The sequence below is a fragment of the Vibrio sp. 1167 genome, from assembly GCF_033340375.1.
Lineage (GTDB): Bacteria > Pseudomonadota > Gammaproteobacteria > Enterobacterales > Vibrionaceae > Vibrio > Vibrio alginolyticus.
On sequence record NZ_JAWOWK010000016.1, the window covers coordinates 19361 to 41317 of the forward strand.

Genomic DNA, 21957 nt, shown 5'->3' on the forward strand with positions numbered 1-21957 from the left:
CTAACGGAAAAAGGCTCAGTAATGAGCCTTTTTGTTTATATGTCCCAAAATATGTTTAACTTTGACGCCCTTACCCCAGACTTTATGTGGTACGCGTTAGAAAGCATCGGCGTTCGCGCAGAATCAGGCTTTCTTCCCCTCAATAGCTACGAAAACCGTGTTTATCAATTCACTGACGAAGAGCGTCGTCGTTATGTCGTCAAGTTTTACCGTCCTGAACGTTGGAGCAATGAACAGATCCAAGAGGAACACGACTTTACTTTAGAGCTGATTGGCAATGAGATCCCCGTCGCACCACCTGTGCGCATCAACGGTGAAACCCTGCATCACTATCAAGGCTATGCTTTTGCGCTGTTTGATAGCGTGGGTGGTCGCCAATACGAGGTTGACAATTTAGATCAGCTCGAAGGTGTAGGGCGTTTCCTTGGCCGCATCCATAAAGTCGGCAGCCGCCAAGCCTTCCAACATCGCCCTACGATCGGCTTACAAGAATACCTGTATCAACCAAGAGAGATTCTGCAAAACGCCAATATGATTCCAATGCACTTGGAGAACAGCTTCTTCAATGACTTGGATATGCTGATCAAATCAATTGAAAGCCACTGGCAAGAAGGTTTCAATATGATTCGTTTGCATGGCGATTGCCACCCAGGCAATATTTTGTGGCGAGATGGCCCTATGTTTGTTGATTTGGATGACGCTCGTAACGGCCCTGCAGTACAAGACTTATGGATGCTATTGAACGGTGAACGCCAAGACAAACTGATGCAGTTGGATATTGTTTTAGAGGCTTACCAAGAGTTTTGCGACTTTAATCCTGCAGAATTGAAACTAATCGAGCCACTTCGCGGTCTACGAATGGTGCACTATATGGCATGGCTAGCAAAACGTTGGCATGACCCTGCATTTCCTCTCGCTTTTCCATGGTTTAATGAGCCAAAATACTGGGAAGGTCAGGTCCTTGCATTTAAAGAGCAGATCGCCGCTTTAGAAGAAGCACCGCTGTCTTTAATGCCTCAGTGGTAAGTCAGGCCAAAAATTCAAAAATGGAGATATTTCGATGAAAAAACTGTTCGCACTGTTTTCTATGCTGATGTTAAGCCTGTCGGCACATGCAGCGCAATTCAAAGAAGGTGAACATTACAAAGTATTGGATCTTGAGGCATCAAAAAAACCTCTTGTGACGGAGTTTTTCTCTTTCTACTGCCCGCACTGTAATAGCTTTGAACCGGTTATCCAGCAACTGAAAAAGCAGTTACCAGAAGGTACTAAGCTATTAAAAAACCACGTTTCTTTCATGGGTGGCAACATGGGCCCATCAATGAGCAAAGCCTACGCAACGATGGTTGCATTAAAAGTGGAAGACAAAATGGTGCCAGTGATGTTTAACCGCATCCACAATCTAAAGAAAGCACCACGTAATGATGAAGAACTTCGTCAAATCTTCCTTGATGAAGGTGTAGATGCGAAAAAATTCGATTCTGCATTCAAAGGCTTCGCGGTTGATTCAATGGTTCGCCGTATGGACAAGCAATTTGAAAACAGCGGTCTAACCGGCGTTCCTGCGGTTATCGTTAACAACAAATACCTAGTTCAAGCACAAAGCATCAAAACGATGGATGAGTACTTCTCTCTGGTGAACTACTTGCTGACACTAAAATAAGCACATCGATATCAATCAAAAGGGGAGCACGTCGCTCCCCTTTTGTTTACTTGTAAATCTCTTGTAGTAACCGATCTTTTTCTTGCCACACATCACTCAGCCATTGTTGAAATTGCCGCTTATAGGGCTTATCGTTGAAGTAATCACCAAGCACTCTTTCATCAACGGGTAACACATTTACACGCACAACCACCTTGCTCATGCGGCCCATCAATAAATCCTTGAACGGTTTATGCGTATTTTCTGGGTACGCCAACGTAACGTCGATAATGCTCTCGAACTGTTCCCCCATCGCCGCTAACGTGTACGCAATCCCGCCCGATTTTGGTTGCAGCAAATATTGATAGTTTGCTTTACTCTTACGCTGCTTTTCTTCGGTAAATCGGGTTCCTTCGACATAGTTAACCACTGTGGTTGGAGTGTGTTTGAATTTAGCGCACGAGCGACGTGTCGTTTCTAAATCTTGACCTCGCTTATGAGGATTGCGGATCAGATACTCTCGCGAATAGCGACGCATAAATGGCATGTCGAGCGCCCAACACGCCATCCCGATGAAAGGCACATACAGCAGTTGTTGCTTGAGGAAAAACTTCGGCATGGGAATACGGTCTTTAAACACGCAGCAAAGCACAACAATATCTGTCCAACTGAGATGATTACTGATCAGCAGATACCACCCGTCTTTTTTAAGCGCTTCACCGCCCTGAACATCCCACTCAACACGGTTAGATACCGCCAGAATGCACGCATTAACGGTAGCCCATAACCACATCACCTTATTGGCACAAACGGTCGCTATCGCTTTTAGCTTTACGCCAGGAAGCAATATTTTAAATACAGCGATAACACAAATTGCGAGTGAACAAACCGCAGAATTGAGAATCACAAAAGAAGCGTTAAAAAAAAATAACAAATATGCCAACATGATAGTCAAACAACAGTGATAATGTGTGAAGAATAAAACAGCGTGTAATTATACTGCGCCTTTGCCACATTGGAACATGCGTGGAAATGGTCAGATTTGTTACCGCAACCAATATGTGCACCACTCATTCGACAACAAGGAGATAACGAATGAAACCAAGGCTACTTCTCTTGCCTTTGGCCTTTGTCGTCAGTTCTGCTCAGGCTCAACTCGCTGAAACCGCAGGTTTTGGCGGTGAAATTTCGCTGAATGCCGGATTCATATCATCAGAATCCAATTTCAATACAGAAAATAGTAACACCATCGATTCTCTCGATAAGCGTGCCGATAGTGACAGTTCCGTTATCGCTGCACCGCTAGGGAGTGTGACATACACCTTTGGTAGCCGACTCAACCACCAAGTTTACGCCGGTACCACACGCTCAGATGTCGCGGTAGGTACACTCGCTTTTCAGTTGGGCTATCAACACGAGCTACAATCTGGCACCGTGCTCGATGTTTCCTATCTGCCGACGGTACTCAAAGGCGAAACTTGGCGCAACCCTTATCAAGTAGGAACCGCACGTAAAGAGACGGATGTTGACGGCAATGCGTATCGCTTTCAGATCAAAGGGTTGATTGATAAGAACTTCAACCTTGATCTTGCTTATGCTGATAAAGACATCGAGCAGGAGGCAGTGACCGACCGCTCACTTGCTCGCGATGCTAACCTTTACTACGTCAAAGGCGACTATCGCATTCCACTCAACCAAACGTCTATGTTGCAACCCGCTTTCACCTACATCAATCAAGATGCCGACGGTAAGGCGGAATCATTTGATTCGTACGGGTTTGACATCAGCTGGTTTAAATTTATCAATCGCCATCGATTGGCTCTCACCGCGGGTTACGCATGGAAAGACTATCAAGCCGCTAGCCAAACTTTTGCTAAAACACGAAATGACGACACCATCAGCCTATTTGCGGCCTACGAATATCAAAACGTATTTGACTGGCAAGACTGGTCGTTCATTTCTTTAGCCGGCTATAGCCAAACTGACTCGAATATCACGTTTTATGAGGAGAAAGAGTACCTATTGTCACTTGGTCTCAACTACACCTTCTAACGTCCTTCATCGCAACAAGGCGCTCACAACACTTGTTGCGATGACACTTTGCTGTCTATACCGCTTGCGCCGTAAGCTGTTTCAGTAAACGGTCCATCGCTCGATACCCAAGTGCCTCGGCCAAGTGCGTTCGTTCAATTTGCTCCGCCCCATCCAGATCGGCGATTGTTCGCGCCACTTTGATAATACGATGATACGCACGAATCGAGAGCCCTAAACGATGCAAAGCGGTTTCAAGAAACTCAGCATCACTCTTATGCAAGGGACAAAACGCCTCAATTTCTCGACTACCTAGCAGTGCATTGACCTTACCACTGCGGTTTAGCATATTGTTACGCGCATGGCTCACACGCGCTTTTACGATAGCAGTCGGCTCACCACGATCACCTCCTTCTGCTAATGTCCCTTTGGGCAAAGCTGGGATTTCTAAAGACATATCAAAGCGATCTAACAGTGGTCCAGATAATCGACCAAGGTAGCGCAAAATAGCTTGTGGATTGGTGCGCGCTTGATTGCCTTCGTAATATCCTGTCGGGCTTGGGTTCAATGCTCCAACTAATTGGAAGCGAGCCGGAAAGCGTGTTTTACCTTGCGCTCGAGAGATAATGATCTCGCCAGATTCGAGCGGTTCGCGTAACGAGTCTAGAACTTTACGATCAAATTCGGGCATTTCATCGAGAAACAATAACCCGTTGTGGGCTAAAGAGATCTCCCCTGGTCTGGGTACCGAACCACCGCCGACTAATGCCGCCATTGAACTTGAATGATGCGGAGAACGAAACGGACGCGACTTCCAGTTATGCTCATTAATTTCACTCTGAGTCAACGATGCCACCGAAGCGGTTTCCATTGCTTCTTCGTCACTCATTTCCGGTAATAAGTCACACAAACGCGAAGCCAACATCGTTTTTCCAGTACCTGGCGGGCCAAGGAAAAGTAAGTTGTGGTTTCCAGCGGCAGCAATCTCCAGTGCTCGCTTACCTTGTTGTTGGCCAATAATATCTTGTAAGTCTCGACCATGTTTTTCGATCGTTTTTCGCTTAGGCGTTTGAAAAAGATTCAGTCGATGTTGACCACAAAGCTCGGCACATACTTCCAGTAATGATTGGGCCGATTTATGTTGTTCCTTCCCCACTAGCGCCGCCTGATCGCCATTCACATGTGGGACGACCAAATGACGTTGAATCTTACTGGCTTCCAGCGCAGCAGGCAGCACACCTTTTACAGGTCTTAGACCACCAGATAGCGCCAACTCACCAACAAATTCGTAGTTTTTGAGCTTATCTGTCGCGATTTGCTCTGAAGCGGCCAAAATTCCCAATGCAATAGGAAGATCAAAACGCCCTCCCTCCTTGGGTAGATCTGCCGGAGCCAAGTTCACGGTGATCCGCTTAGCAGGAAATTGAAAGTTAGAATTAATGATCGCACTGCGTACGCGATCTTTGGACTCTTTTACCGTTGTCTCTGGCAAGCCTACTAAGGTAAACCCTGGCATGCCGTTGCTGATATGAACTTCTACACTAACCGATGGCGCTTGCACCCCGACGCTTGCTCGACTATGAATGATTGCCAGCCCCATACGTTCCTCAATTTTTTTGAACACTCTGTAAACAAATGTTTTATCTAGTTGGTTATGTTATATACCGCGTCCCAATTGAGAGTTAATGTGAAAAAAGAATGACTTTTTGCTTGTCATGCAGCGGAATTGTGTGATACCACTAATGACGCAAACAATTTCGTAGAACATTACACAACATTTTTTAACGAAAAAAGAACGACAGACAGATGAACCTTTTCGCTCATATCAACGCACTGCTAGCCCTGATTATCGTGGTCATTATTGGCACCGCGCGGGGTATTGTGGGCGAAAGGTAACCACAAATTACAAAAAACCCCCGCACTGAAAAGTCCGGGGGTTTTTTTACAACTACAAGTTGTCATCTGTCTAACCCTCGGACAGTTTAACGGGAAGAATGGGAGTGCACATGAAGTGCAATAAATATGGCAATCGCTACGAGCCACAACGTAGCAAAGGAGGTTTACGATGACTGGTGCACAACTTGTCGTAGCCGCTTTAAGACAGCAAGGCATCGAAACCGTTTTTGGCTACCCCGGCGGGGCCATCATGCCAATCTATGATGCTTTGTATGACGGTGGGGTGGAACACATCCTATGCCGTCACGAGCAAGGGGCCGCTATGGCAGCTATCGGGATGGCTCGTTCCACTCAAGACGTTGCTGTGTGCATGGCAACTTCTGGCCCAGGAGCCACTAACCTTGTTACCGGCCTTGCCGACGCTTTCCTTGACTCCGTACCTCTAGTTGCCATCACAGGCCAGGTTGCTAGCTCTCATATCGGTACCGATGCATTCCAAGAAATGGATGTGATCGGAATGTCCCTAGCCTGTACTAAGCACAGCTATCTCGTGACCGAAATTGAAGATCTAGCTCCGACACTTGCCGAAGCCTTTGAGGTCGCAAAAACCGGTCGTCCGGGTCCTGTCATTGTCGATATCGCCAAAGACGTTCAACTCGCTCAAGCACCTACAGACCTTCTTCCTCCATACATAGCACCAGCAATCGAAGATGTCAGCGCTGAAGATATCAAACGTGCGCAAGATGTGCTGGCAGCATCTACTCGCCCAGTGTTGTATGTTGGTGGTGGCGTGCAACTTGCGAAAGCAACCGATGCAGTACGCGAATTTCTTCGCTTAAACCCAATGCCTGCAGTTAGCACATTAAAAGGTCTCGGTACCATTGAACGCCATGATCCTCACTATCTTGGTATGTTGGGTATGCATGGCACCAAAGCCGCCAACCTAGTGGTTCAAGAAGCCGATCTATTGATCGTGGTTGGCGCGCGTTTTGATGACCGTGTGACGGGTAAGCTCGATACGTTTGCACCAAATGCGAAAGTGATTCACATCGACATTGATGCTGCGGAGATTCATAAACTGCGCCACGCCAACGCACCATTACGTGGCGACATCAACACCATTCTTCCTCAGCTAGAGCTGACTCAAGATATCTCACCGTGGGTTCATCACAGTGAAAGTCTGCGCAGCGGCTTTAAGTGGCGTTACGACCACCCAGGCGAGTTAATCTACGCACCGCTATTGCTTAAACAACTGTCTGACATGATGCCAGATAGCTCAATTGTCTCGACCGACGTCGGTCAGCATCAGATGTGGGCAGCGCAACATATCCAGCCACGCGAACCACAAAATTTTATCACTTCTGCTGGCCTTGGCACCATGGGCTTTGGCTTGCCAGCAGCGATGGGCGCTGCAGTCGCACGTCCTGATGATCAGTCTATCCTTATTACAGGTGACGGTTCATTTATGATGAACGTTCAGGAATTGGGCACGCTGAAGCGTCGGCAGATTCCAGTGAAGATTGTCCTTCTTAATAACCAACGTCTTGGCATGGTTCGCCAATGGCAGTCATTGTTCTTTGACGGTCGCCACAGTGAAACCATTCTTGATGACAACCCAGATTTCGTGATGTTAGCAAAAGCGTTCGATATCCCGGGCAAAACCATCACCAAGAAAGAAGAAGTCGAACCTGCTCTCAAAGAGATGCTAGCGAGTGAAACTTCTTACATGCTTCACGTTTTGATTGATGAAGAAGAAAACGTGTGGCCATTGGTGCCACCTGGCGCATCAAACAGTGATATGTTGGAAAATACATAGGAGACAATCGCATGGACAGATATTTACTCGACATCAAAGCCGATGACAAACCGGTACTGTTGGAGCGCGTTCTACGTGTGATTCGTCACCGAGGCTTCGTGATCAAACAAGTCGCTGCTACGCAAAACCACGAAAGCAAAGTAGCCAGCGTCGAGATCATCGTCGACAGCGATCGACCAATCTCGTTTTTGATCAATCAAATAGAGAAGTTGTGGGACGTTCGTAAGGTTGAGGTGCTAAAAATCCGCAACGATGAACTGCCAAATCACAACTTACAACAACACGTAAGTGCATAAGGAAGGCAACAAATGGCAACGAAAACTGCAGATTTCATTTGGTTTAATGGTGAGATGGTTCCATGGGCAGAGGCGAACGTTCACGTTCTGACTCACGCAATGCACTATGGCACATCCGTGTTTGAAGGCGTGCGCTGTTACAACACACCAAAAGGCCCAATAGTCTTCCGTCACCGTGAGCATGCACAACGTTTAAAAGATTCCGCCAAGATTTACCGCTTTCCGATCCCTTTCTCTGTAGAGGAAATCATGGAAGCGACCCGCGAAACACTGCGCCAAAACAAACTCGACAGCGCTTACATTCGTCCATTGGGTTTTGTCGGTAATGTTGGCTTAGGCGTATGTCCACCAGTTGGCACTGAGATGGATCTAATCATTGCAGCATTTCCTTGGGGCTCTTACTTAGGCGAAGAAGCGCTAGAAAAAGGTGTCGATGCGATGATTTCAAGCTGGAACCGCGCTGCGCCAAACACCATCCCAACTGCGGCTAAAGCAGGCGGTAACTACCTATCTTCACTACTGGTTGGTGGTGAAGCGCGTCGTCACGGTTACGACGAAGGTATTGCGCTAAGCGTAGATGGTTACCTATCGGAAGGGGCTGGTGAAAACATCTTCGTTATCAAAGATGGCGTAATCACCACACCACCAGCAACTAGCGCGATTCTACCGGGCATCACTCGTGACTCGATCATGACAATTGCACGCGATAAAGGCTACAAAGTACGTGAGGCGAACATTGCTCGTGAAGCCCTTTACCTTGCCGATGAAGTCTTCATGACCGGTACTGCGGCTGAGATTGTACCAGTGGCAACCATCGACAAAATTGAAGTAGGCACAGGTAAACGCGGCCCAATCACTAAAGAACTACAAGCAGCCTACTTTGGCCTATTTGACGGCACCACGGAAGATAAGTGGGGCTGGTTAGACTATGTGTACCCAGAACAGAAGTAAGAAGGATTTAAGAAATGCCAAAATATAGATCAGCTACCACCACACATGGTCGTAACATGGCGGGGGCACGCGCGCTGTGGCGTGCAACGGGCGTGAAAGAAGAAGACTTCGGTAAACCAATCATCGCCGTTGTAAACTCGTTTACTCAATTTGTTCCGGGTCACGTACACCTGAAAGACATGGGTCAGCTTGTAGCACGCGAAATCGAAAAAGCTGGCGGTATTGCGAAAGAATTCAACACCATCGCGGTTGATGATGGTATCGCAATGGGTCACGGCGGCATGCTGTACTCACTGCCTTCACGCGAACTGATCGCAGACTCTGTGGAGTACATGGTCAACGCGCACTGTGCCGATGCCATGGTATGTATCTCTAACTGTGACAAAATCACTCCGGGAATGTTGATGGCATCTATGCGTCTCAACATCCCGGTTATCTTTGTTTCTGGTGGTCCAATGGAAGCGGGTAAAACCAAGCTTTCTGATCAGATCATCAAACTAGACCTTGTAGATGCGATGATCCAAGGCGCGGATCCAAAAGTGTCTGATGAGCAAAGCGAGCAGATCGAACGCAGCGCATGTCCAACGTGTGGATCGTGTTCAGGCATGTTCACTGCAAACTCAATGAACTGTCTAACGGAAGCACTGGGTCTTTCTCAACCAGGTAACGGTTCTATGCTGGCAACGCACGCTGACCGTGAACAACTGTTCCTTAATGCAGGTCGTCGCATCGTTGAACTGACTCGTCGTTACTACGAGCAAGATGACGAATCAGCACTGCCACGCAACATCGCTACGTTTGATGCGTTCGAAAATGCGATGGCACTGGATATTGCAATGGGTGGCTCAACCAACACCATTTTGCACCTGTTGGCTGCAGCGCAAGAAGGTGAAGTGGATTTCGATATGGAAGATATCGATCGCCTATCACGCCAAGTACCACACCTATGTAAAGTGGCACCATCTACCCAGAAATATCACATGGAAGACGTACACCGCGCTGGTGGCGTCATGGCAATTCTTGGTGAGTTAGATCGTGCAGGTCTTCTACACAATGATGCGCGCACCGTGCTTGGCCTTTCGATGAAAGAGCAGCTGGCGAAATACGACATCATCCAAACTGAAGACGAAGAAGTACTTAAGTTCTACCGCGCAGGTCCCGCGGGTATTCGTACTACTCAAGCGTTCTCACAAGATTGCCGCTGGGATCGCCTTGATGACGACCGTGCGGAAGGTTGTATTCGTACTATCGATCATGCCTTTAGCCAAGAAGGTGGTCTAGCCGTTCTATCAGGCAACATCGCATTAGATGGTTGTATCGTTAAGACTGCTGGTGTTGATGAGAGCATCCATAAGTTCACTGGTCCAGCCGTGGTATTTGAAAGCCAAGAAGACGCCGTAGAAGGCATCTTGGGTGGCAAAGTAAAAGCAGGCGACGTGGTTGTTATCCGTTACGAAGGCCCTAAAGGTGGTCCGGGCATGCAAGAAATGCTTTACCCAACCACTTATCTAAAATCGATGGGCCTTGGCAAAGAGTGTGCACTTCTGACTGACGGCCGTTTCTCTGGCGGCACATCAGGTCTGTCAATCGGTCACGCCTCTCCTGAAGCAGCAAACGGCGGTGCAATTGGCCTGGTAAAAGAAGGCGATATGATCGCAATTGATATTCCAAACCGTTCAATTTCACTCCAAGTGTCTGAACAAGAACTTGCTGAGCGCCGTGCAAAACAAGACGAGTTAGGCTGGAAACCAGTTGACCGCCAACGTGAAGTTTCATTTGCACTCAAAGCGTACGCGAGTATGGCAACCAGTGCTGACAAGGGTGCAGTACGAGACAAGTCGAAGCTAGAGGGCTAGCAATGATGGAAGCTCAACCCGAAAAACAAGTGAACCAAACTGGCGCAGATTATCTGCGCCAAATCCTTCGCGCACCTGTTTATGAAGTAGCAACAGTGACGCCACTGCAAGAAATGCCTCGTTTATCTGCACGTATCGGGAATAACGTGCAGATCAAGCGTGAAGATCGCCAACCCGTACACTCGTTCAAATTGCGCGGTGCATACAACATGGTGGCGAGTTTATCTGAAGCACAAAAAGCCGCTGGTGTCATTGCAGCATCGGCAGGTAACCACGCTCAAGGCATGGCGCTCTCTGGTACTAAGCTAGGCATCAAGACCACCATCGTGATGCCCAAAACCACACCAGACATCAAAGTCGATGCGGTACGTGGCTTCGGTGGCAATGTAGTGCTGCACGGCAGCAACTTTGATGAGGCAAAAGCGGAAGCGGAACGCCTTTCTGATCTGCATGGGTACACATTTGTCCCTCCTTTCGATCACCCACTGGTGATTGCAGGTCAAGGCACCATAGGCATGGAAATGCTGCAGCAAAATGGTCACCTTGATTACATCTTCGTCCCTGTCGGTGGTGGCGGTTTGGCTGCCGGTGTTGCGGTACTTGTGAAGCAACTGATGCCAGAAATCAAAGTGATTGCAGTTGAACCTGAAGACTCATCTTGTCTTAAAGCCGCGCTGGATGCTGGTGAACCAGTGGTACTAGACCAAGTCAGCATGTTTGCCGATGGCGTCGCTGTAAAACGCATTGGCGAAGAGACTTTCCGTCTATGCCAAAAGTACATTGATGGCCATATTGCCGTCTCTAGCGATGAAATCTGCGCAGCCGTAAAAGACATCTTTGAAGACACTCGCGCCATTGCTGAGCCTTCGGGCGCACTTGCTCTGGCAGGTTTGAAGAAGTTTGCTGAGCAAAACAAATTGCAAGGTAAGAATCTAGGAACTGTACTGTCTGGTGCAAACACCAACTTCCACGGTCTGCGTTATGTTTCTGAACGCTGCGAGCTTGGTGAAAAACGTGAAGGTCTGCTTGCCGTCACCATCCCTGAGCGTCAAGGTGCTTTCTTTGAGTTCTGTAACCTCATTGGCGGCCGTGCCGTGACAGAGTTTAACTACCGCTACAACGATGACGCATTGGCAAATATCTTTGTCGGTGTGCGTTTGCAAGGCGGTCAGGAAGAGCTAGAACATATCATTCACGACTTACGTGATGGTGGCTACCCAGTGGTTGATTTGTCTGATGATGAAATGGCGAAGCTGCACGTGCGCTACATGATTGGTGGTAAGCCGTCTAAGCCGCTTAAAGAGCGCCTATACAGCTTTGAATTCCCAGAATATCCGGGAGCGCTACTCAAGTTCTTAAGCACACTCGGTACTCATTGGAATATCAGCTTGTTCAACTACCGTAACCACGGCGCTGACTACGGACGTGTTTTATGTGGTTTCGAGTTAGATGAAAGCGATTTAGCTCAGTTTTCAGCACATTTACGTGAACTTGGCTATCAATGCAAAGACGAGACAGACAACCCATCGTATAAGTTTTTCTTGTCATAAAACGCCACATTTCAAATATATCAAAGACAACACCTCGCATTAGCGAGGTGTTTTTTATGACTGTAACCAATCTTTATGTAGCTGATTAGGCGACCCAAGATAGTCCACCATCCACTGGATCAATTTATGATTATCATCTTTGCGCCATACTAAGCAGCAGTGACTGAGCGGTTTATCATCCGGCATGACCTTCTCCACCAGCACACCATCATTGATTAAGGGTGTTGCAATATGACGTGGCATGTAACCCACGCCCACCCCATTTTTTAAACATTCAATCGCACTATACCAATTGGGCAATAATAATCGGCGCTGTTGCGGATAATGGCCAGTATGGCGTTTTGGCAGCACGTTCGAAGTATCATCAAGACAGATCGCCGGAAATTGACTCACAAACTCTTCAGTAAGCACTTGTTGTCTAACGCAAGGATGAGCGGGTGACATTACAAATGCCCAATCTAATACGCCCATATCTTTGACTTCAAAATCTCCCCCAACGGGAACCGCAGATGTCGCGCCAACGACAATGTCGGCTCGACCTTGTGCTATGGCTTCCCAAGAACCATTGAAGACCTCCATATTGATCTGCAATTCAGCAAATTCAAACTCGCGATAAAAATCTTCCACCAAAGGTTTGAGTTTTTCTAACTTCACCACGTTATCTAAGGTCAGCTTTAACGTGCTTTTCCATCCTTGAGCCGCTCGCCGCGTTTGTGCTTTCACCTCTTCCATTTGACGCAGCAAAGAGCGCGCCTCGGCCATAAAAAGTTCACCCGCTGGAGTTAGCTCAACTTTCCTTGGTAAACGTCGAAACAGCACCACATCTAAATCTTGCTCGACCTGCCTTACTCCATAGCTGATGGCTGAGGGGACTTTATGCAATACATCAGCCGCAGCGGTGAAACTGCCTAAACGGGCAACCGTATCCAGCATTTCCAAAGACGCTTTAGAGAACATGATTTAACCTTTCAAAAAATTTGATTGATAACCAACAATTTTAGCGTTTTATTTTATCAAAATCGAAAAATAGAATAATAAGGTAAATAAATCAGGGTTGGCGCCAACTGATGTTGATTAAAAAATGATTAAATAATTTGACTGGTTGAATCATGAAAATCTCAAAACTACAGCTCATTTATCTGGCAGCATTATCGATGCTTGGCTTCGTTGCTACCGATATGTATCTGCCAGCATTCAAAGCGATGGAAATCGACTTTGCAACAGGCCCTGAGCAAATTGCGCTCTCTTTAACGGTATTCCTCGTTGGTATGGCGATTGGTCAACTAATGTGGGGATTGGCATCCGATAAATTTGGCCATCGTAATACACTCGCAGCCGGGTTGGTGCTATTTACTATCGCGTCATTCGGTTTGGCTTTCTGTGATCAAGTATGGCAACTACTCACACTGCGCTTTATCCAAGCTATCGGTGTGTGTGCACCAGCCGTGATCTGGCAGGCTATGGTCATTAAGCGCTACTCAAGCAGTAGCCAACAAATTTTTGCGACAATCATGCCACTCGTCGCGCTATCACCAGCACTAGCACCTCAATTAGGGGTTGTGTTGGCAGATAACTTCGGCTGGCACAGTATCTTTATTACGCTAACACTGGTTGGTGTCTTTTTGGTCTTTGCGACCATGGCACAAAAAGACGAGAAAGCAGAAATCAAACAAACCAGTATGTCTGCCGACATCAAAGCGCTGCTGAGTTCTAAAAAATACCTTGGCAACGTGTTTATGTTTGCGACGGCTTCAGCTGCATTCTTTGCTTACCTAACTGGGATGCCAGAAATCATGGCGCAACTGGGCTACGAAGCAAAAGATATTGGTTTGAGCTTTATCCCACAAACCATCGCGTTTATGGCTGGTGGCTACTTAGGTAAAGTAGGCGTTCGAAAATTTGGTGATGAAAAGGTTCTACGCCAACTGATTGGCCTATTTAGTGTCGCGGCATTAATGATTTTCATTGCTTCACAGTGGGAGCTGTCATCGATTTGGCCTATTCTTGCGCCATTCTGTTTGATTGCCGTCGCTAACGGCGCGCTGTACCCAATCGTGGTAAACCGTGCACTGGCCAGCGCACAACAGAGCCCTGCAACAGCAGCAGGTCTGCAAAACAGCCTGCAAATCTGTGTAAGTAGCTTCTCAAGTGCATTGGTAGCCGCAATGGCAAGCCAAGCTCAGATGGTTACTGGCATCGCAATCATCATCTGTATGGGTGGGCTGTGGATGGGATATATTCTGTCGAATCGCGAATTATCCAAGCACTTTACGACTCCTGACAACGCCCGAGTCGTGAGTGAAGACGAACTTTAATCGTTCAAATAATAAAAAGAGCCGCGCAATGCGGCTCTTTCTGTTTATAAGCTTTTCAACCCCCACTTCTTGGCGGTCTGCTTAAAAAAGCCTTGAGTCTTTTTCAACTCAACCCAGTGATTGATGTAATTAATCCATACTTGATCGTCTTGCGGCAACAACATAGCAATTGGGGTTGGTTTACGCGGTGCGGTCACTGGCACTATCGCCAACTGTTTAAACTTGTCCACCAACGTCGCAGCTTCCACATTGGACGTCACCGATACATCGGCCCTGCGAGCTAGTAGTTCTTGGAAGTCGCGCGCTGGCGCTTCAATAACAATATGCTGAGCAGACGGGAAGAACTCTTTCACCATTTTTTCTTGTACCGTACCTAACGTCGCCGCGACTTTTACTTCTGGTTTATTAAAATCCGCCCAATCAGAGAATTTGGCGAGATCTTTCTTTTGCACCACAGGTACAAAGGCAAGGTAGAAATATGGCTGGCTATATCCAGCTACTTTCGCGCGCGACATGTTCAGAGATGCGCTGCCAGTAATATCGTATTTGTTGGCGGTAATGCCATTAACTAGCGTCTTCCAATCCGTGGGAACATACTCCACTTTTACACCGAGATCTTTAGCAAGTTCTGTTGTTACATCGATATCGAAGCCACGATAACTGTTTGTCGCGGGGTCTTTCATCGTCATCGGATTCCAATCTCCCGTCGTTCCAACTCGGAGTACGCCATTGTCTAAAATGGATTGAAGACGGCTTTCAGCGTGAGCGACTTGAGTCGCAGCAAGCAAACACATTCCTAGCACTAGTAAAATCTTTCTCATTTTTATTCCCTTAAAAATAATGACCTTATACGGTTTAATAATTAACCTTTATTAGAGCTCTACTGATAACATAGCAGCAACAAAGGAAGTTTTTTAGTTAATTCAGGGAGTAAATGTGACGTTTCGAACTCTATGGCTGTTTTCACTGCTATTACTCACTGGTTGTTCAGATTATCAATGGGGCTGGTATGTACTTGACCCTTCGACGGATCAAGGGCTCACCAATCTAAAGTTTTTAATCGCTGGGTTTAATGACACCATTCAGGTATCACTCCTCAGTATGTTATTTGCGATGAGCTTGGGCCTGATCGTTGCGTTACCCGCTCTGTCGGACTCAGCCTCTCTGAAGTGGATAAACCGTATTTATGTCGAGGTGATCCGTTCAGTGCCAGTTTTAGTCTTACTACTTTGGGTGTATTACGGCATGCCTACGCTATTGGATGTCTCACTCAATCACTTTTGGGCGGGTGTTATTGCACTGACTATCGCTGAGAGCGCGTTTATGGCGGAAGTATTTCGCGGTGGAATACAAGCTATCAGCCGTGGCCAGCATGAAGCGGCTGAATCTTTGGGCTTAAGCTATTGGCAAAAGATGCGCTTGGTAATTCTTCCCCAAGCGTTTCGGCAAATTCTCCCACCACTGGGCAATCAATTTGTCTACATCCTCAAGATGAGTTCTTTAGTCAGCGTGATTGGTTTAAGCGATCTCACTCGCCGTGCTAATGAGCTGGTGGTGAATGAGTACTTACCCTTAGAGATTTATACCTTCCTCGTTTTGGAGTACTTGTTACTCATCCTATTTGTATCTCAAGCCGTTCGTTGGCTCGAAAAACGTATTGCCATTCCTAGCTACTAGCGATGAAGCCTTAGCTAGAAACAACAAAGCCGCTCTTGTTGAGCGGCTTTGACAATATAGAGACAGAGTGTAGGTAATGCTTATTTCTGTTTTACAGGACGCTGCCAGCCAGTAATTTTGCGTTCTTTGACGCGAGTAATTACTAACTCACCTTCTTCAACATCTTTTGTTAGTGTCGTGCCAGCACCGATGGTTGCGCCATCAGCGATAGTGACAGGCGCCACCAGCTGGCTATCAGAACCAACAAAAACATCATTACCGATGATGGTTTTAAACTTGTTCGCACCATCGTAGTTACAAGTGATAGTACCTGCACCGATGTTAGTGCGTTGGCCGATCTCTGCATCACCTAAGTAAGTTAGGTGGTTCGCTTTTGAACCTTCTCCGATGCGCGCATTTTTCACTTCAACGAAGTTACCCACATGGGAATCGTTACGCATTTCAGCACCAGGACGAAGGCGAGTAAATGGACCAACCGTACATTCTTCACCAACCGTTGCACCTTCAATCACACTGTAAGGGCGAACGATGGTGTTGTCGTCGATTTCACAATCTTTCAGTACACAACCCGCACCGATAACCACGTTATCACCCAGTGAAACTTTACCTTCGACGATAACATTCACGTCGATTTCACAGTCCATACCGCACTGTAACTCACCACGCAAATCAAAGCGTGCTGGATCGCGTAGCATGACACCTTGCTCTAGTAGCTTCTGAGCTTGCATTGACTGGAAAGCACGCTCTAGACGAGCAAGCTGTGCGCGGTCATTGACCCCTTCCACTTCAATGGCATTGACTGGGTGTACAGCCTCAACGGCACGACCTTCATCGTGTGCAGCTGCAATAACGTCAGTTAGGTAGTATTCGCCTTGTGCGTTGTTGTTGTTTAAGCCAGACAACCAACGCTTAAGATCCCCACCAGTCGCAACCATCACGCCAGTATTGATCTCTTTAATTTGTTTTTGTTCTTCTGTTGCATCTTTTTGCTCAACGATCGCCACAACAGGACCATTCTTACGGATAATACGACCGTAGCCTGTCGGGTTATCTAGAATCACTGTTAGTAGTGCAATACCGCCTGTTGGCTGTGCATCTAATAGGTTTTCAATCGTTTCAGCTGAAATCAGTGGAACATCACCGTAAAGCACCAGTACTTTTTCATCGTCTTCAAACTTCGGAGACGCTTGATCAACCGCATGACCTGTACCTAGTTGCTCCGCTTGCAGTACCCAGTTTACAGGCTCTTCTGCTAGCGTTTGCTGCATTTGATCACCACCGTGACCATATACTAAGTGGATGTTTTGTGCGCCAAGACCTGTACATGTATCAATCACATGTTTTGCCATTGGCTTCCCTGCCAAAGTGTGTAGCACTTTAGGCATGTTTGAATACATACGGGTACCTTTACCCGCAGCAAGGATCACAGCACTGAATTTCATTAATAACCTATTGACGTTCTATTTTAATTGGGCGTTATTTTAAACACCTTGGAAGGATTAGTTAATGGTGGGATGTAAATTTCCAACTAAAATTAATCAAAAAGGCGACCAATTGGCCGCCTTTTTTCATGCAACGTTGCTAATTGAGCTTAGCGACGCTTTTTTGTCAGCTCGATAACTCGTAGCTGAGCAATGGCTTTAGCCAGTTCACTGGCCGCTTGTGCGAAGTCCATGTCACCATGCTGATTCTGGATTTGCTCCTCAGCGCGGCGTTTGGCTTCTTCTGCCTTCGCTGCGTCTAGCTCTTCACCACGGATAGCTGTATCAGCTAGTACAGTCGCTGTACCAGGCTGAATCTCTACCATACCACCAGAAACATAAATAATTTCTTCGTGGCCGTGCTGTTTCACAATACGCACCATACCAGGCTTGATAGCGGTCAGCAGCGGTGTGTGACCATGGAAAATACCAAGTTCACCTTCGCTACCGGTCACCTGAAACGTTTCAACACGACCAGAGAAGATTTTCTTCTCAGCGCTTACTACGTCTAGGTGAAAGGTTATTGCTGCCATATCGCCTCCTAGTTAGCCTTATAGCTTCTTCGCATTCTCAATAGCATCGTCGATGCTACCGCAGTACATAAATGCCTGCTCAGGAATGTCGTCGTATTCACCAGCTAGTAGGCCTTTAAAGCCACGTAGAGTCTCTTTTAGAGGTACGTAAATACCAGGGTCACCTGTAAATACTTCTGCTACGTGGTAAGGCTGAGTTAGGAAACGCTCAATCTTACGTGCACGAGATACAACTTGCTTATCTTCTTCAGATAGCTCGTCCATACCTAGGATAGCAATGATATCTTTCAGCTCTTTGTAGCGCTGAAGAGTCTGCTGAACACCACGAGCAACTTCGTAGTGATCTTGACCAACGACTAGTGGATCAAGCATACGAGATGTTGAATCTAGCGGGTCGATCGCAGGGTATAGACCCATTGCAGCGATGTTACGGTTAAGTACAACCGTTGCATCCAAGTGCGCGAACGTTGTTGCTGGAGACGGGTCAGTCAAGTCATCCGCTGGTACGTATACCGCCTGTACAGACGTGATAGAACCTGATTTCGTTGACGTGATACGCTCCTGGAGTACACCCATCTCTTCTGCAAGAGTTGGCTGGTAACCTACCGCAGAAGGCATACGACCTAGTAGTGCTGATACCTCTGTACCTGCAAGTGTGTAACGGTAGATGTTATCAATGAACAGTAGTACGTCACGACCTTCGTCACGGAAACGCTCTGCCATTGTTAGACCAGTCAGTGCAACACGTAGACGGTTACCTGGTGGCTCGTTCATCTGACCGTAAACCATCGCTACTTTTGATTCTTCAGGCTTCTCAACGTTTACAACGCCCGCTTCCTGCATCTCGTAGTAGAAATCGTTACCTTCACGAGTACGCTCACCAACACCAGCAAATACTGATAGACCTGAGTGCTGTAGTGCGATGTTGTTGATAAGTTCCATCATGTTAACGGTCTTACCTACACCTGCACCACCGAATAGACCGATTTTACCACCCTTAGCGAATGGACAAATTAGGTCGATTACTTTAACGCCCGTTTCTAGAAGTGCAATTTCGTTTGATTGCTCTTCGTAGCTTGGTGCACTACGGTGGATAGAGTAAACCTCTTCCGCACCCACTTCACCACGCTCGTCAATCGCGTCACCTAGGACGTTCATGATACGACCTAGAGTTTTAGTACCTACTGGTACTGAAATTGGAGCGCCAGTGTTAACCACTTCTACTCCACGACGTAAACCATCAGAGCTACCCATTACGATACAACGAACTACGCCACCGCCTAGCTGTTGTTGAACTTCAAGAACTAGACGCTCTTTTGAGTCCGTTACGTTTAGAGCGTCATATACACTAGGTACATTGCTCTGTGGGAACTCTACGTCGACTACCGCACCGATGATCTGTACGATCTTACCTGTAGCCATCGTTAATCCTCTAAACTATTTCGTTTTACCTAAGCTTAAACCGCAGCTGCACCACCAACGATTTCTGATAGTTCTTGTGTAATCGCAGCCTGACGGGCTTTGTTGTACACAAGTTCCAAATCGTCAATCAAACTGGTTGCGTTATCCGTTGCAGCCTTCATCGCAATCATTCGAGCCGCTTGCTCACAAGCAAGGTTCTCAACCACACCTTGGTATACCTGAGACTCTACGTAACGCACTAATAGCGTATCCAGTAGAGGTTTTGGTTCAGGCTCATAGATGTAGTCCCATGAATGCTCACGCTGCATCTCTTCGCTGTCCGATTTAGGCAAAGGTAGCAATTGATCGATCGTTGGTTGCTGAACCATAGTATTTACAAACTTGTTGAATACTACATATAGACGGTCCAGTTCACCTTCATCGTATTTCTTCAGCATTACGCCAACAGAGCCGATTAGGTCTTGTAGGCTTGGATTATCTCCAAGACCAGAAACCTGTGCCGCAACTTTTGCGCCACCATGTTTAAAGAAAGCTGTTGCTTTTGAGCCAACAACGGCTAGCTCAATCTCAGCACCTTTCTCTCTCCATGCTTGCATGTCTGTAACGGCTTTTTTGAACACGTTAATGTTCAAACCACCACACAGACCACGGTCTGTCGAAACGATGATGTAACCAACACGTTTAGCTTCACGCTCTTCTAGGTACGGATGACGGTACTCTAGGTTTGCGTTAGCCACATGACCGATCACTTTACGCATTGTTTCAGCGTATGGACGAGAAGCTTCCATTGCATCTTGAGAACGACGCATTTTTGAAGCTGCTACCATTTCCATCGCTTTCGTAATTTTCTGAGTGCTTTTAACACTACCGATTTTATTACGTATCTCTTTTGCGCCGGCCATCGTTACTCTCCGTTAGTTGGTGGCAGAAACTGCCACCGACCTAATTACCAAGTTTGGGTTGCTTTGAAGTCGTCAGTCAGTTTCTTCAACTGAGCTTCGATTTCATCGTTGTAAGCGCCAGACTTGTCGATCTCAGCTGCTAGTTCAGCGTATTGACCGCGAGCGTACGATAGTAGAGCCGCCTCGAAATCTAGAACTTTGTTAAGTTCTACATCATCAAGGTAACCGCGCTCTGCCGCGAAGATAGTTAGAGCTTGGTCAAATACAGACATTGGAGCGTACTGCTTCTGCTTCATTAGTTCTGTAACTTTTTGACCATGGTCTAGCTGTTTCTTCGTTGCGTCATCAAGGTCAGAAGAGAACTGAGCAAATGCCGCTAGTTCACGGTATGCAGCTAGTGCTGTACGGATACCACCTGATAGTTTCTTGATGATTTTCGTCTGAGCTGAACCACCTACACGAGATACTGAGATACCTGGGTCAACAGCAGGACGAACACCAGCGTTGAATAGCTCAGTTTGTAGGAAGATCTGACCATCGGTAATCGAGATTACGTTAGTCGGTACGAATGCTGAAACGTCACCTGCTTGAGTTTCGATGATAGGAAGAGCAGTCAAAGAACCAGTCTTACCTTTCACTTCACCGTTAGTGAAACGCTCTACGTACTCTTCGTTTACACGAGCTGCACGCTCTAGTAGACGCGAGTGTAAGTAGAATACGTCACCTGGGAATGCCTCACGGCCTGGTGGACGTTTAAGTAGTAGAGAGATCTGACGGTAAGCTACCGCTTGCTTAGATAGATCATCGTAAACAATCAGTGCGTCTTCACCGCGATCGCGGAAGTATTCACCCATCGCACAACCTGCGTAAGGCGCTAGGTATTGAAGCGCTGCAGATTCAGAAGCTGATGCAACTACAACGATAGTGTTTTGTAGTGCGCCGTGCTCTTCTAGTTTGCGAACAACGTTAGCGATAGTCGATGCTTTCTGACCGATTGCTACGTAGATAGAGAAAATACCAGAGTCTTTCTGGTTGATGATCGCGTCGATCGCCAGTGCTGTTTTACCAATCTGACGGTCACCGATGATAAGCTCACGCTGACCACGACCGATTGGGATCATTGAGTCAACTGACTTATAACCAGTTTGCACAGGTTGGTCTACCGATTTACGGTCGATTACACCTGGTGCGATCACTTCTACAGGCGAAGTCATTTTCGCTTCGATTGGACCTTTACCATCGATAGGCTCACCCAGCGTGTTTACTACGCGGCCTAGTAGTTCTGGACCAACTGGCACTTCAAGAATGCGGCCAGTACCTGTAACTTTCATGCCTTCCTTAAGGTCAGCATATGGGCCCATTACAACCGCACCAACCGAGTCACGCTCAAGGTTAAGTGCCAGTGCATAACGGCCACCCGGTAATTCAATCATTTCACCTTGCATCACGTCCGCTAGGCCGTGGATGCGGATGATACCATCGCTTACCGATACGATAGTACCCTCGTTGCGAGCTTCACTAACAACTTCGAAAGATTCGATACGTTGTTTGATCAGATCGCTAATTTCCGTGGAATTAAGTTGCATGCT

Annotated in this window: 19 protein-coding genes; 10 read left to right on the forward strand and 9 right to left on the reverse strand. The window is 47.0% G+C overall.

What is annotated here, in order from left to right; all coding sequences use genetic code 11:
• Positions 1-39: 39 nt before the first annotated feature.
• Positions 40-1026, forward strand: coding sequence for a serine/threonine protein kinase (locus R7Z78_RS21600; protein WP_104976032.1), 987 nt, complete (start codon positions 40-42; stop codon positions 1024-1026).
• A gap of 34 nt (positions 1027-1060) precedes the next feature.
• A complete protein-coding gene (locus R7Z78_RS21605) occupies positions 1061-1663 on the forward strand; it encodes a thiol:disulfide interchange protein DsbA/DsbL (RefSeq protein ID WP_005379036.1) in 603 nt (200 codons plus the stop codon).
• Between the two features lie 46 nt (positions 1664-1709).
• On the opposite strand, the gene R7Z78_RS21610 is transcribed toward R7Z78_RS21605, so the two are convergent.
• Positions 1710-2588 carry an acyltransferase gene (locus R7Z78_RS21610; RefSeq protein WP_017821568.1) on the reverse strand — a complete coding sequence of 293 codons (879 nt, stop codon included), beginning with the start codon at positions 2586-2588 and terminating at the stop codon, positions 1710-1712.
• Between the two features lie 149 nt (positions 2589-2737).
• On the opposite strand from R7Z78_RS21610, the gene R7Z78_RS21615 reads away from it, so the two are divergent.
• Positions 2738-3694, forward strand: a complete 957-nt coding sequence (locus R7Z78_RS21615) for a DUF2860 domain-containing protein (RefSeq protein WP_104975718.1) — start codon at positions 2738-2740, stop codon at positions 3692-3694.
• A gap of 55 nt (positions 3695-3749) precedes the next feature.
• Here the strand turns inward: R7Z78_RS21615 and R7Z78_RS21620 are convergent, their stop codons facing one another.
• Positions 3750-5273, reverse strand: coding sequence for a YifB family Mg chelatase-like AAA ATPase (locus R7Z78_RS21620; protein ID WP_005383862.1), 1524 nt, complete (start codon positions 5271-5273; stop codon positions 3750-3752).
• Between the two features lie 465 nt (positions 5274-5738).
• Here R7Z78_RS21620 and ilvG point away from each other — a divergent pair, with 465 nt between their 5' ends.
• Genes ilvG through ilvA form a run of 5 tightly spaced genes read left to right on the forward strand, consistent with a single transcriptional unit; the run spans position 5739 to position 12038 of the window.
• Positions 5739-7385, forward strand: a complete 1647-nt coding sequence (gene ilvG, locus R7Z78_RS21625; protein WP_005378960.1) for an acetolactate synthase 2 catalytic subunit — start codon at positions 5739-5741, stop codon at positions 7383-7385.
• A gap of 11 nt (positions 7386-7396) precedes the next feature.
• Positions 7397-7681, forward strand: coding sequence for an acetolactate synthase 2 small subunit (gene ilvM / locus R7Z78_RS21630; RefSeq protein WP_005378958.1), 285 nt, complete (start codon positions 7397-7399; stop codon positions 7679-7681).
• 12 nt (positions 7682-7693) lie between these two features.
• On the forward strand, positions 7694-8632 hold the full coding sequence (gene ilvE, locus R7Z78_RS21635) for a branched-chain-amino-acid transaminase (protein WP_025768922.1): 939 nt from the start codon (positions 7694-7696) through the stop codon (positions 8630-8632).
• Positions 8633-8646: 14 nt separating this feature from the next.
• A complete protein-coding gene (gene ilvD / locus R7Z78_RS21640) occupies positions 8647-10488 on the forward strand; it encodes a dihydroxy-acid dehydratase (RefSeq protein WP_005383859.1) in 1842 nt (613 codons plus the stop codon).
• Between the two features lie 2 nt (positions 10489-10490).
• The gene (gene ilvA, locus R7Z78_RS21645) at positions 10491-12038 is read left to right on the forward strand and encodes a threonine ammonia-lyase, biosynthetic (protein ID WP_017635600.1); all 1548 of its coding nucleotides are present in this window, start codon (positions 10491-10493) and stop codon (positions 12036-12038) included.
• A gap of 54 nt (positions 12039-12092) precedes the next feature.
• Here ilvA and punR read toward each other — a convergent pair whose 3' ends face one another.
• Positions 12093-12995, reverse strand: coding sequence for a DNA-binding transcriptional activator PunR (gene punR / locus R7Z78_RS21650; RefSeq protein ID WP_104975719.1), 903 nt, complete (start codon positions 12993-12995; stop codon positions 12093-12095).
• 152 nt (positions 12996-13147) lie between these two features.
• Between punR and punC the strand changes: the two genes are divergently transcribed.
• The gene (gene punC, locus R7Z78_RS21655; RefSeq protein ID WP_005378946.1) at positions 13148-14353 is read left to right on the forward strand and encodes a purine nucleoside transporter PunC; all 1206 of its coding nucleotides are present in this window, start codon (positions 13148-13150) and stop codon (positions 14351-14353) included.
• 44 nt (positions 14354-14397) lie between these two features.
• On the opposite strand, the gene R7Z78_RS21660 is transcribed toward punC, so the two are convergent.
• Positions 14398-15174 carry a transporter substrate-binding domain-containing protein gene (locus tag R7Z78_RS21660; protein ID WP_005378944.1) on the reverse strand — a complete coding sequence of 259 codons (777 nt, stop codon included), beginning with the start codon at positions 15172-15174 and terminating at the stop codon, positions 14398-14400.
• Between the two features lie 115 nt (positions 15175-15289).
• On the opposite strand from R7Z78_RS21660, the gene R7Z78_RS21665 reads away from it, so the two are divergent.
• Positions 15290-16030, forward strand: a complete 741-nt coding sequence (locus tag R7Z78_RS21665) for an amino acid ABC transporter permease (protein ID WP_005383852.1) — start codon at positions 15290-15292, stop codon at positions 16028-16030.
• Positions 16031-16110: 80 nt separating this feature from the next.
• On the opposite strand, the gene glmU is transcribed toward R7Z78_RS21665, so the two are convergent.
• The 5 genes from glmU to atpA form a co-directional block, all read right to left on the reverse strand.
• On the reverse strand, positions 16111-17472 hold the full coding sequence (gene glmU, locus R7Z78_RS21670) for a bifunctional UDP-N-acetylglucosamine diphosphorylase/glucosamine-1-phosphate N-acetyltransferase GlmU (RefSeq protein ID WP_017821563.1): 1362 nt from the start codon (positions 17470-17472) through the stop codon (positions 16111-16113).
• Positions 17473-17621: 149 nt separating this feature from the next.
• Positions 17622-18044 carry a F0F1 ATP synthase subunit epsilon gene (locus R7Z78_RS21675; protein ID WP_005378937.1) on the reverse strand — a complete coding sequence of 141 codons (423 nt, stop codon included), beginning with the start codon at positions 18042-18044 and terminating at the stop codon, positions 17622-17624.
• Positions 18045-18062: 18 nt separating this feature from the next.
• Complete coding sequence (gene atpD / locus R7Z78_RS21680; RefSeq protein ID WP_005383849.1) at positions 18063-19466, reverse strand: F0F1 ATP synthase subunit beta; 1404 nt, start codon at positions 19464-19466, stop codon at positions 18063-18065.
• Between the two features lie 35 nt (positions 19467-19501).
• Positions 19502-20368 carry a F0F1 ATP synthase subunit gamma gene (atpG, locus tag R7Z78_RS21685; protein ID WP_005378932.1) on the reverse strand — a complete coding sequence of 289 codons (867 nt, stop codon included), beginning with the start codon at positions 20366-20368 and terminating at the stop codon, positions 19502-19504.
• A gap of 44 nt (positions 20369-20412) precedes the next feature.
• Positions 20413-21954, reverse strand: a complete 1542-nt coding sequence (gene atpA / locus R7Z78_RS21690; protein ID WP_005378931.1) for a F0F1 ATP synthase subunit alpha — start codon at positions 21952-21954, stop codon at positions 20413-20415.
• Positions 21955-21957 lie beyond the last annotated feature (3 nt).

What these genes read in the sequence shown, in the direction of transcription:
- ilvM (WP_005378958.1), top strand. Translation starts at nt 7,397, where the DNA reads ATGGACAGATATTTACTCGACATCAAAGCCGATGACAAACCGGTACTG.
- R7Z78_RS21660 (WP_005378944.1), bottom strand. Translation starts at nt 15,174, where the DNA reads ATGAGAAAGATTTTACTAGTGCTAGGAATGTGTTTGCTTGCTGCGACT.
- ilvG (WP_005378960.1), top strand. Translation starts at nt 5,739, where the DNA reads ATGACTGGTGCACAACTTGTCGTAGCCGCTTTAAGACAGCAAGGCATC.
- punR (WP_104975719.1), bottom strand. Translation starts at nt 12,995, where the DNA reads ATGTTCTCTAAAGCGTCTTTGGAAATGCTGGATACGGTTGCCCGTTTA.
- R7Z78_RS21600 (WP_104976032.1), top strand. Translation starts at nt 40, where the DNA reads ATGTCCCAAAATATGTTTAACTTTGACGCCCTTACCCCAGACTTTATG.
- glmU (WP_017821563.1), bottom strand. Translation starts at nt 17,472, where the DNA reads ATGAAATTCAGTGCTGTGATCCTTGCTGCGGGTAAAGGTACCCGTATG.
- ilvA (WP_017635600.1), top strand. Translation starts at nt 10,491, where the DNA reads ATGATGGAAGCTCAACCCGAAAAACAAGTGAACCAAACTGGCGCAGAT.
- R7Z78_RS21610 (WP_017821568.1), bottom strand. Translation starts at nt 2,588, where the DNA reads ATGTTGGCATATTTGTTATTTTTTTTTAACGCTTCTTTTGTGATTCTC.
- punC (WP_005378946.1), top strand. Translation starts at nt 13,148, where the DNA reads ATGAAAATCTCAAAACTACAGCTCATTTATCTGGCAGCATTATCGATG.
- atpD (WP_005383849.1), bottom strand. Translation starts at nt 19,466, where the DNA reads ATGGCTACAGGTAAGATCGTACAGATCATCGGTGCGGTAGTCGACGTA.
- ilvE (WP_025768922.1), top strand. Translation starts at nt 7,694, where the DNA reads ATGGCAACGAAAACTGCAGATTTCATTTGGTTTAATGGTGAGATGGTT.
- ilvD (WP_005383859.1), top strand. Translation starts at nt 8,647, where the DNA reads ATGCCAAAATATAGATCAGCTACCACCACACATGGTCGTAACATGGCG.
- R7Z78_RS21605 (WP_005379036.1), top strand. Translation starts at nt 1,061, where the DNA reads ATGAAAAAACTGTTCGCACTGTTTTCTATGCTGATGTTAAGCCTGTCG.
- R7Z78_RS21675 (WP_005378937.1), bottom strand. Translation starts at nt 18,044, where the DNA reads ATGGCAGCAATAACCTTTCACCTAGACGTAGTAAGCGCTGAGAAGAAA.
- atpA (WP_005378931.1), bottom strand. Translation starts at nt 21,954, where the DNA reads ATGCAACTTAATTCCACGGAAATTAGCGATCTGATCAAACAACGTATC.
- R7Z78_RS21620 (WP_005383862.1), bottom strand. Translation starts at nt 5,273, where the DNA reads ATGGGGCTGGCAATCATTCATAGTCGAGCAAGCGTCGGGGTGCAAGCG.
- atpG (WP_005378932.1), bottom strand. Translation starts at nt 20,368, where the DNA reads ATGGCCGGCGCAAAAGAGATACGTAATAAAATCGGTAGTGTTAAAAGC.
- R7Z78_RS21615 (WP_104975718.1), top strand. Translation starts at nt 2,738, where the DNA reads ATGAAACCAAGGCTACTTCTCTTGCCTTTGGCCTTTGTCGTCAGTTCT.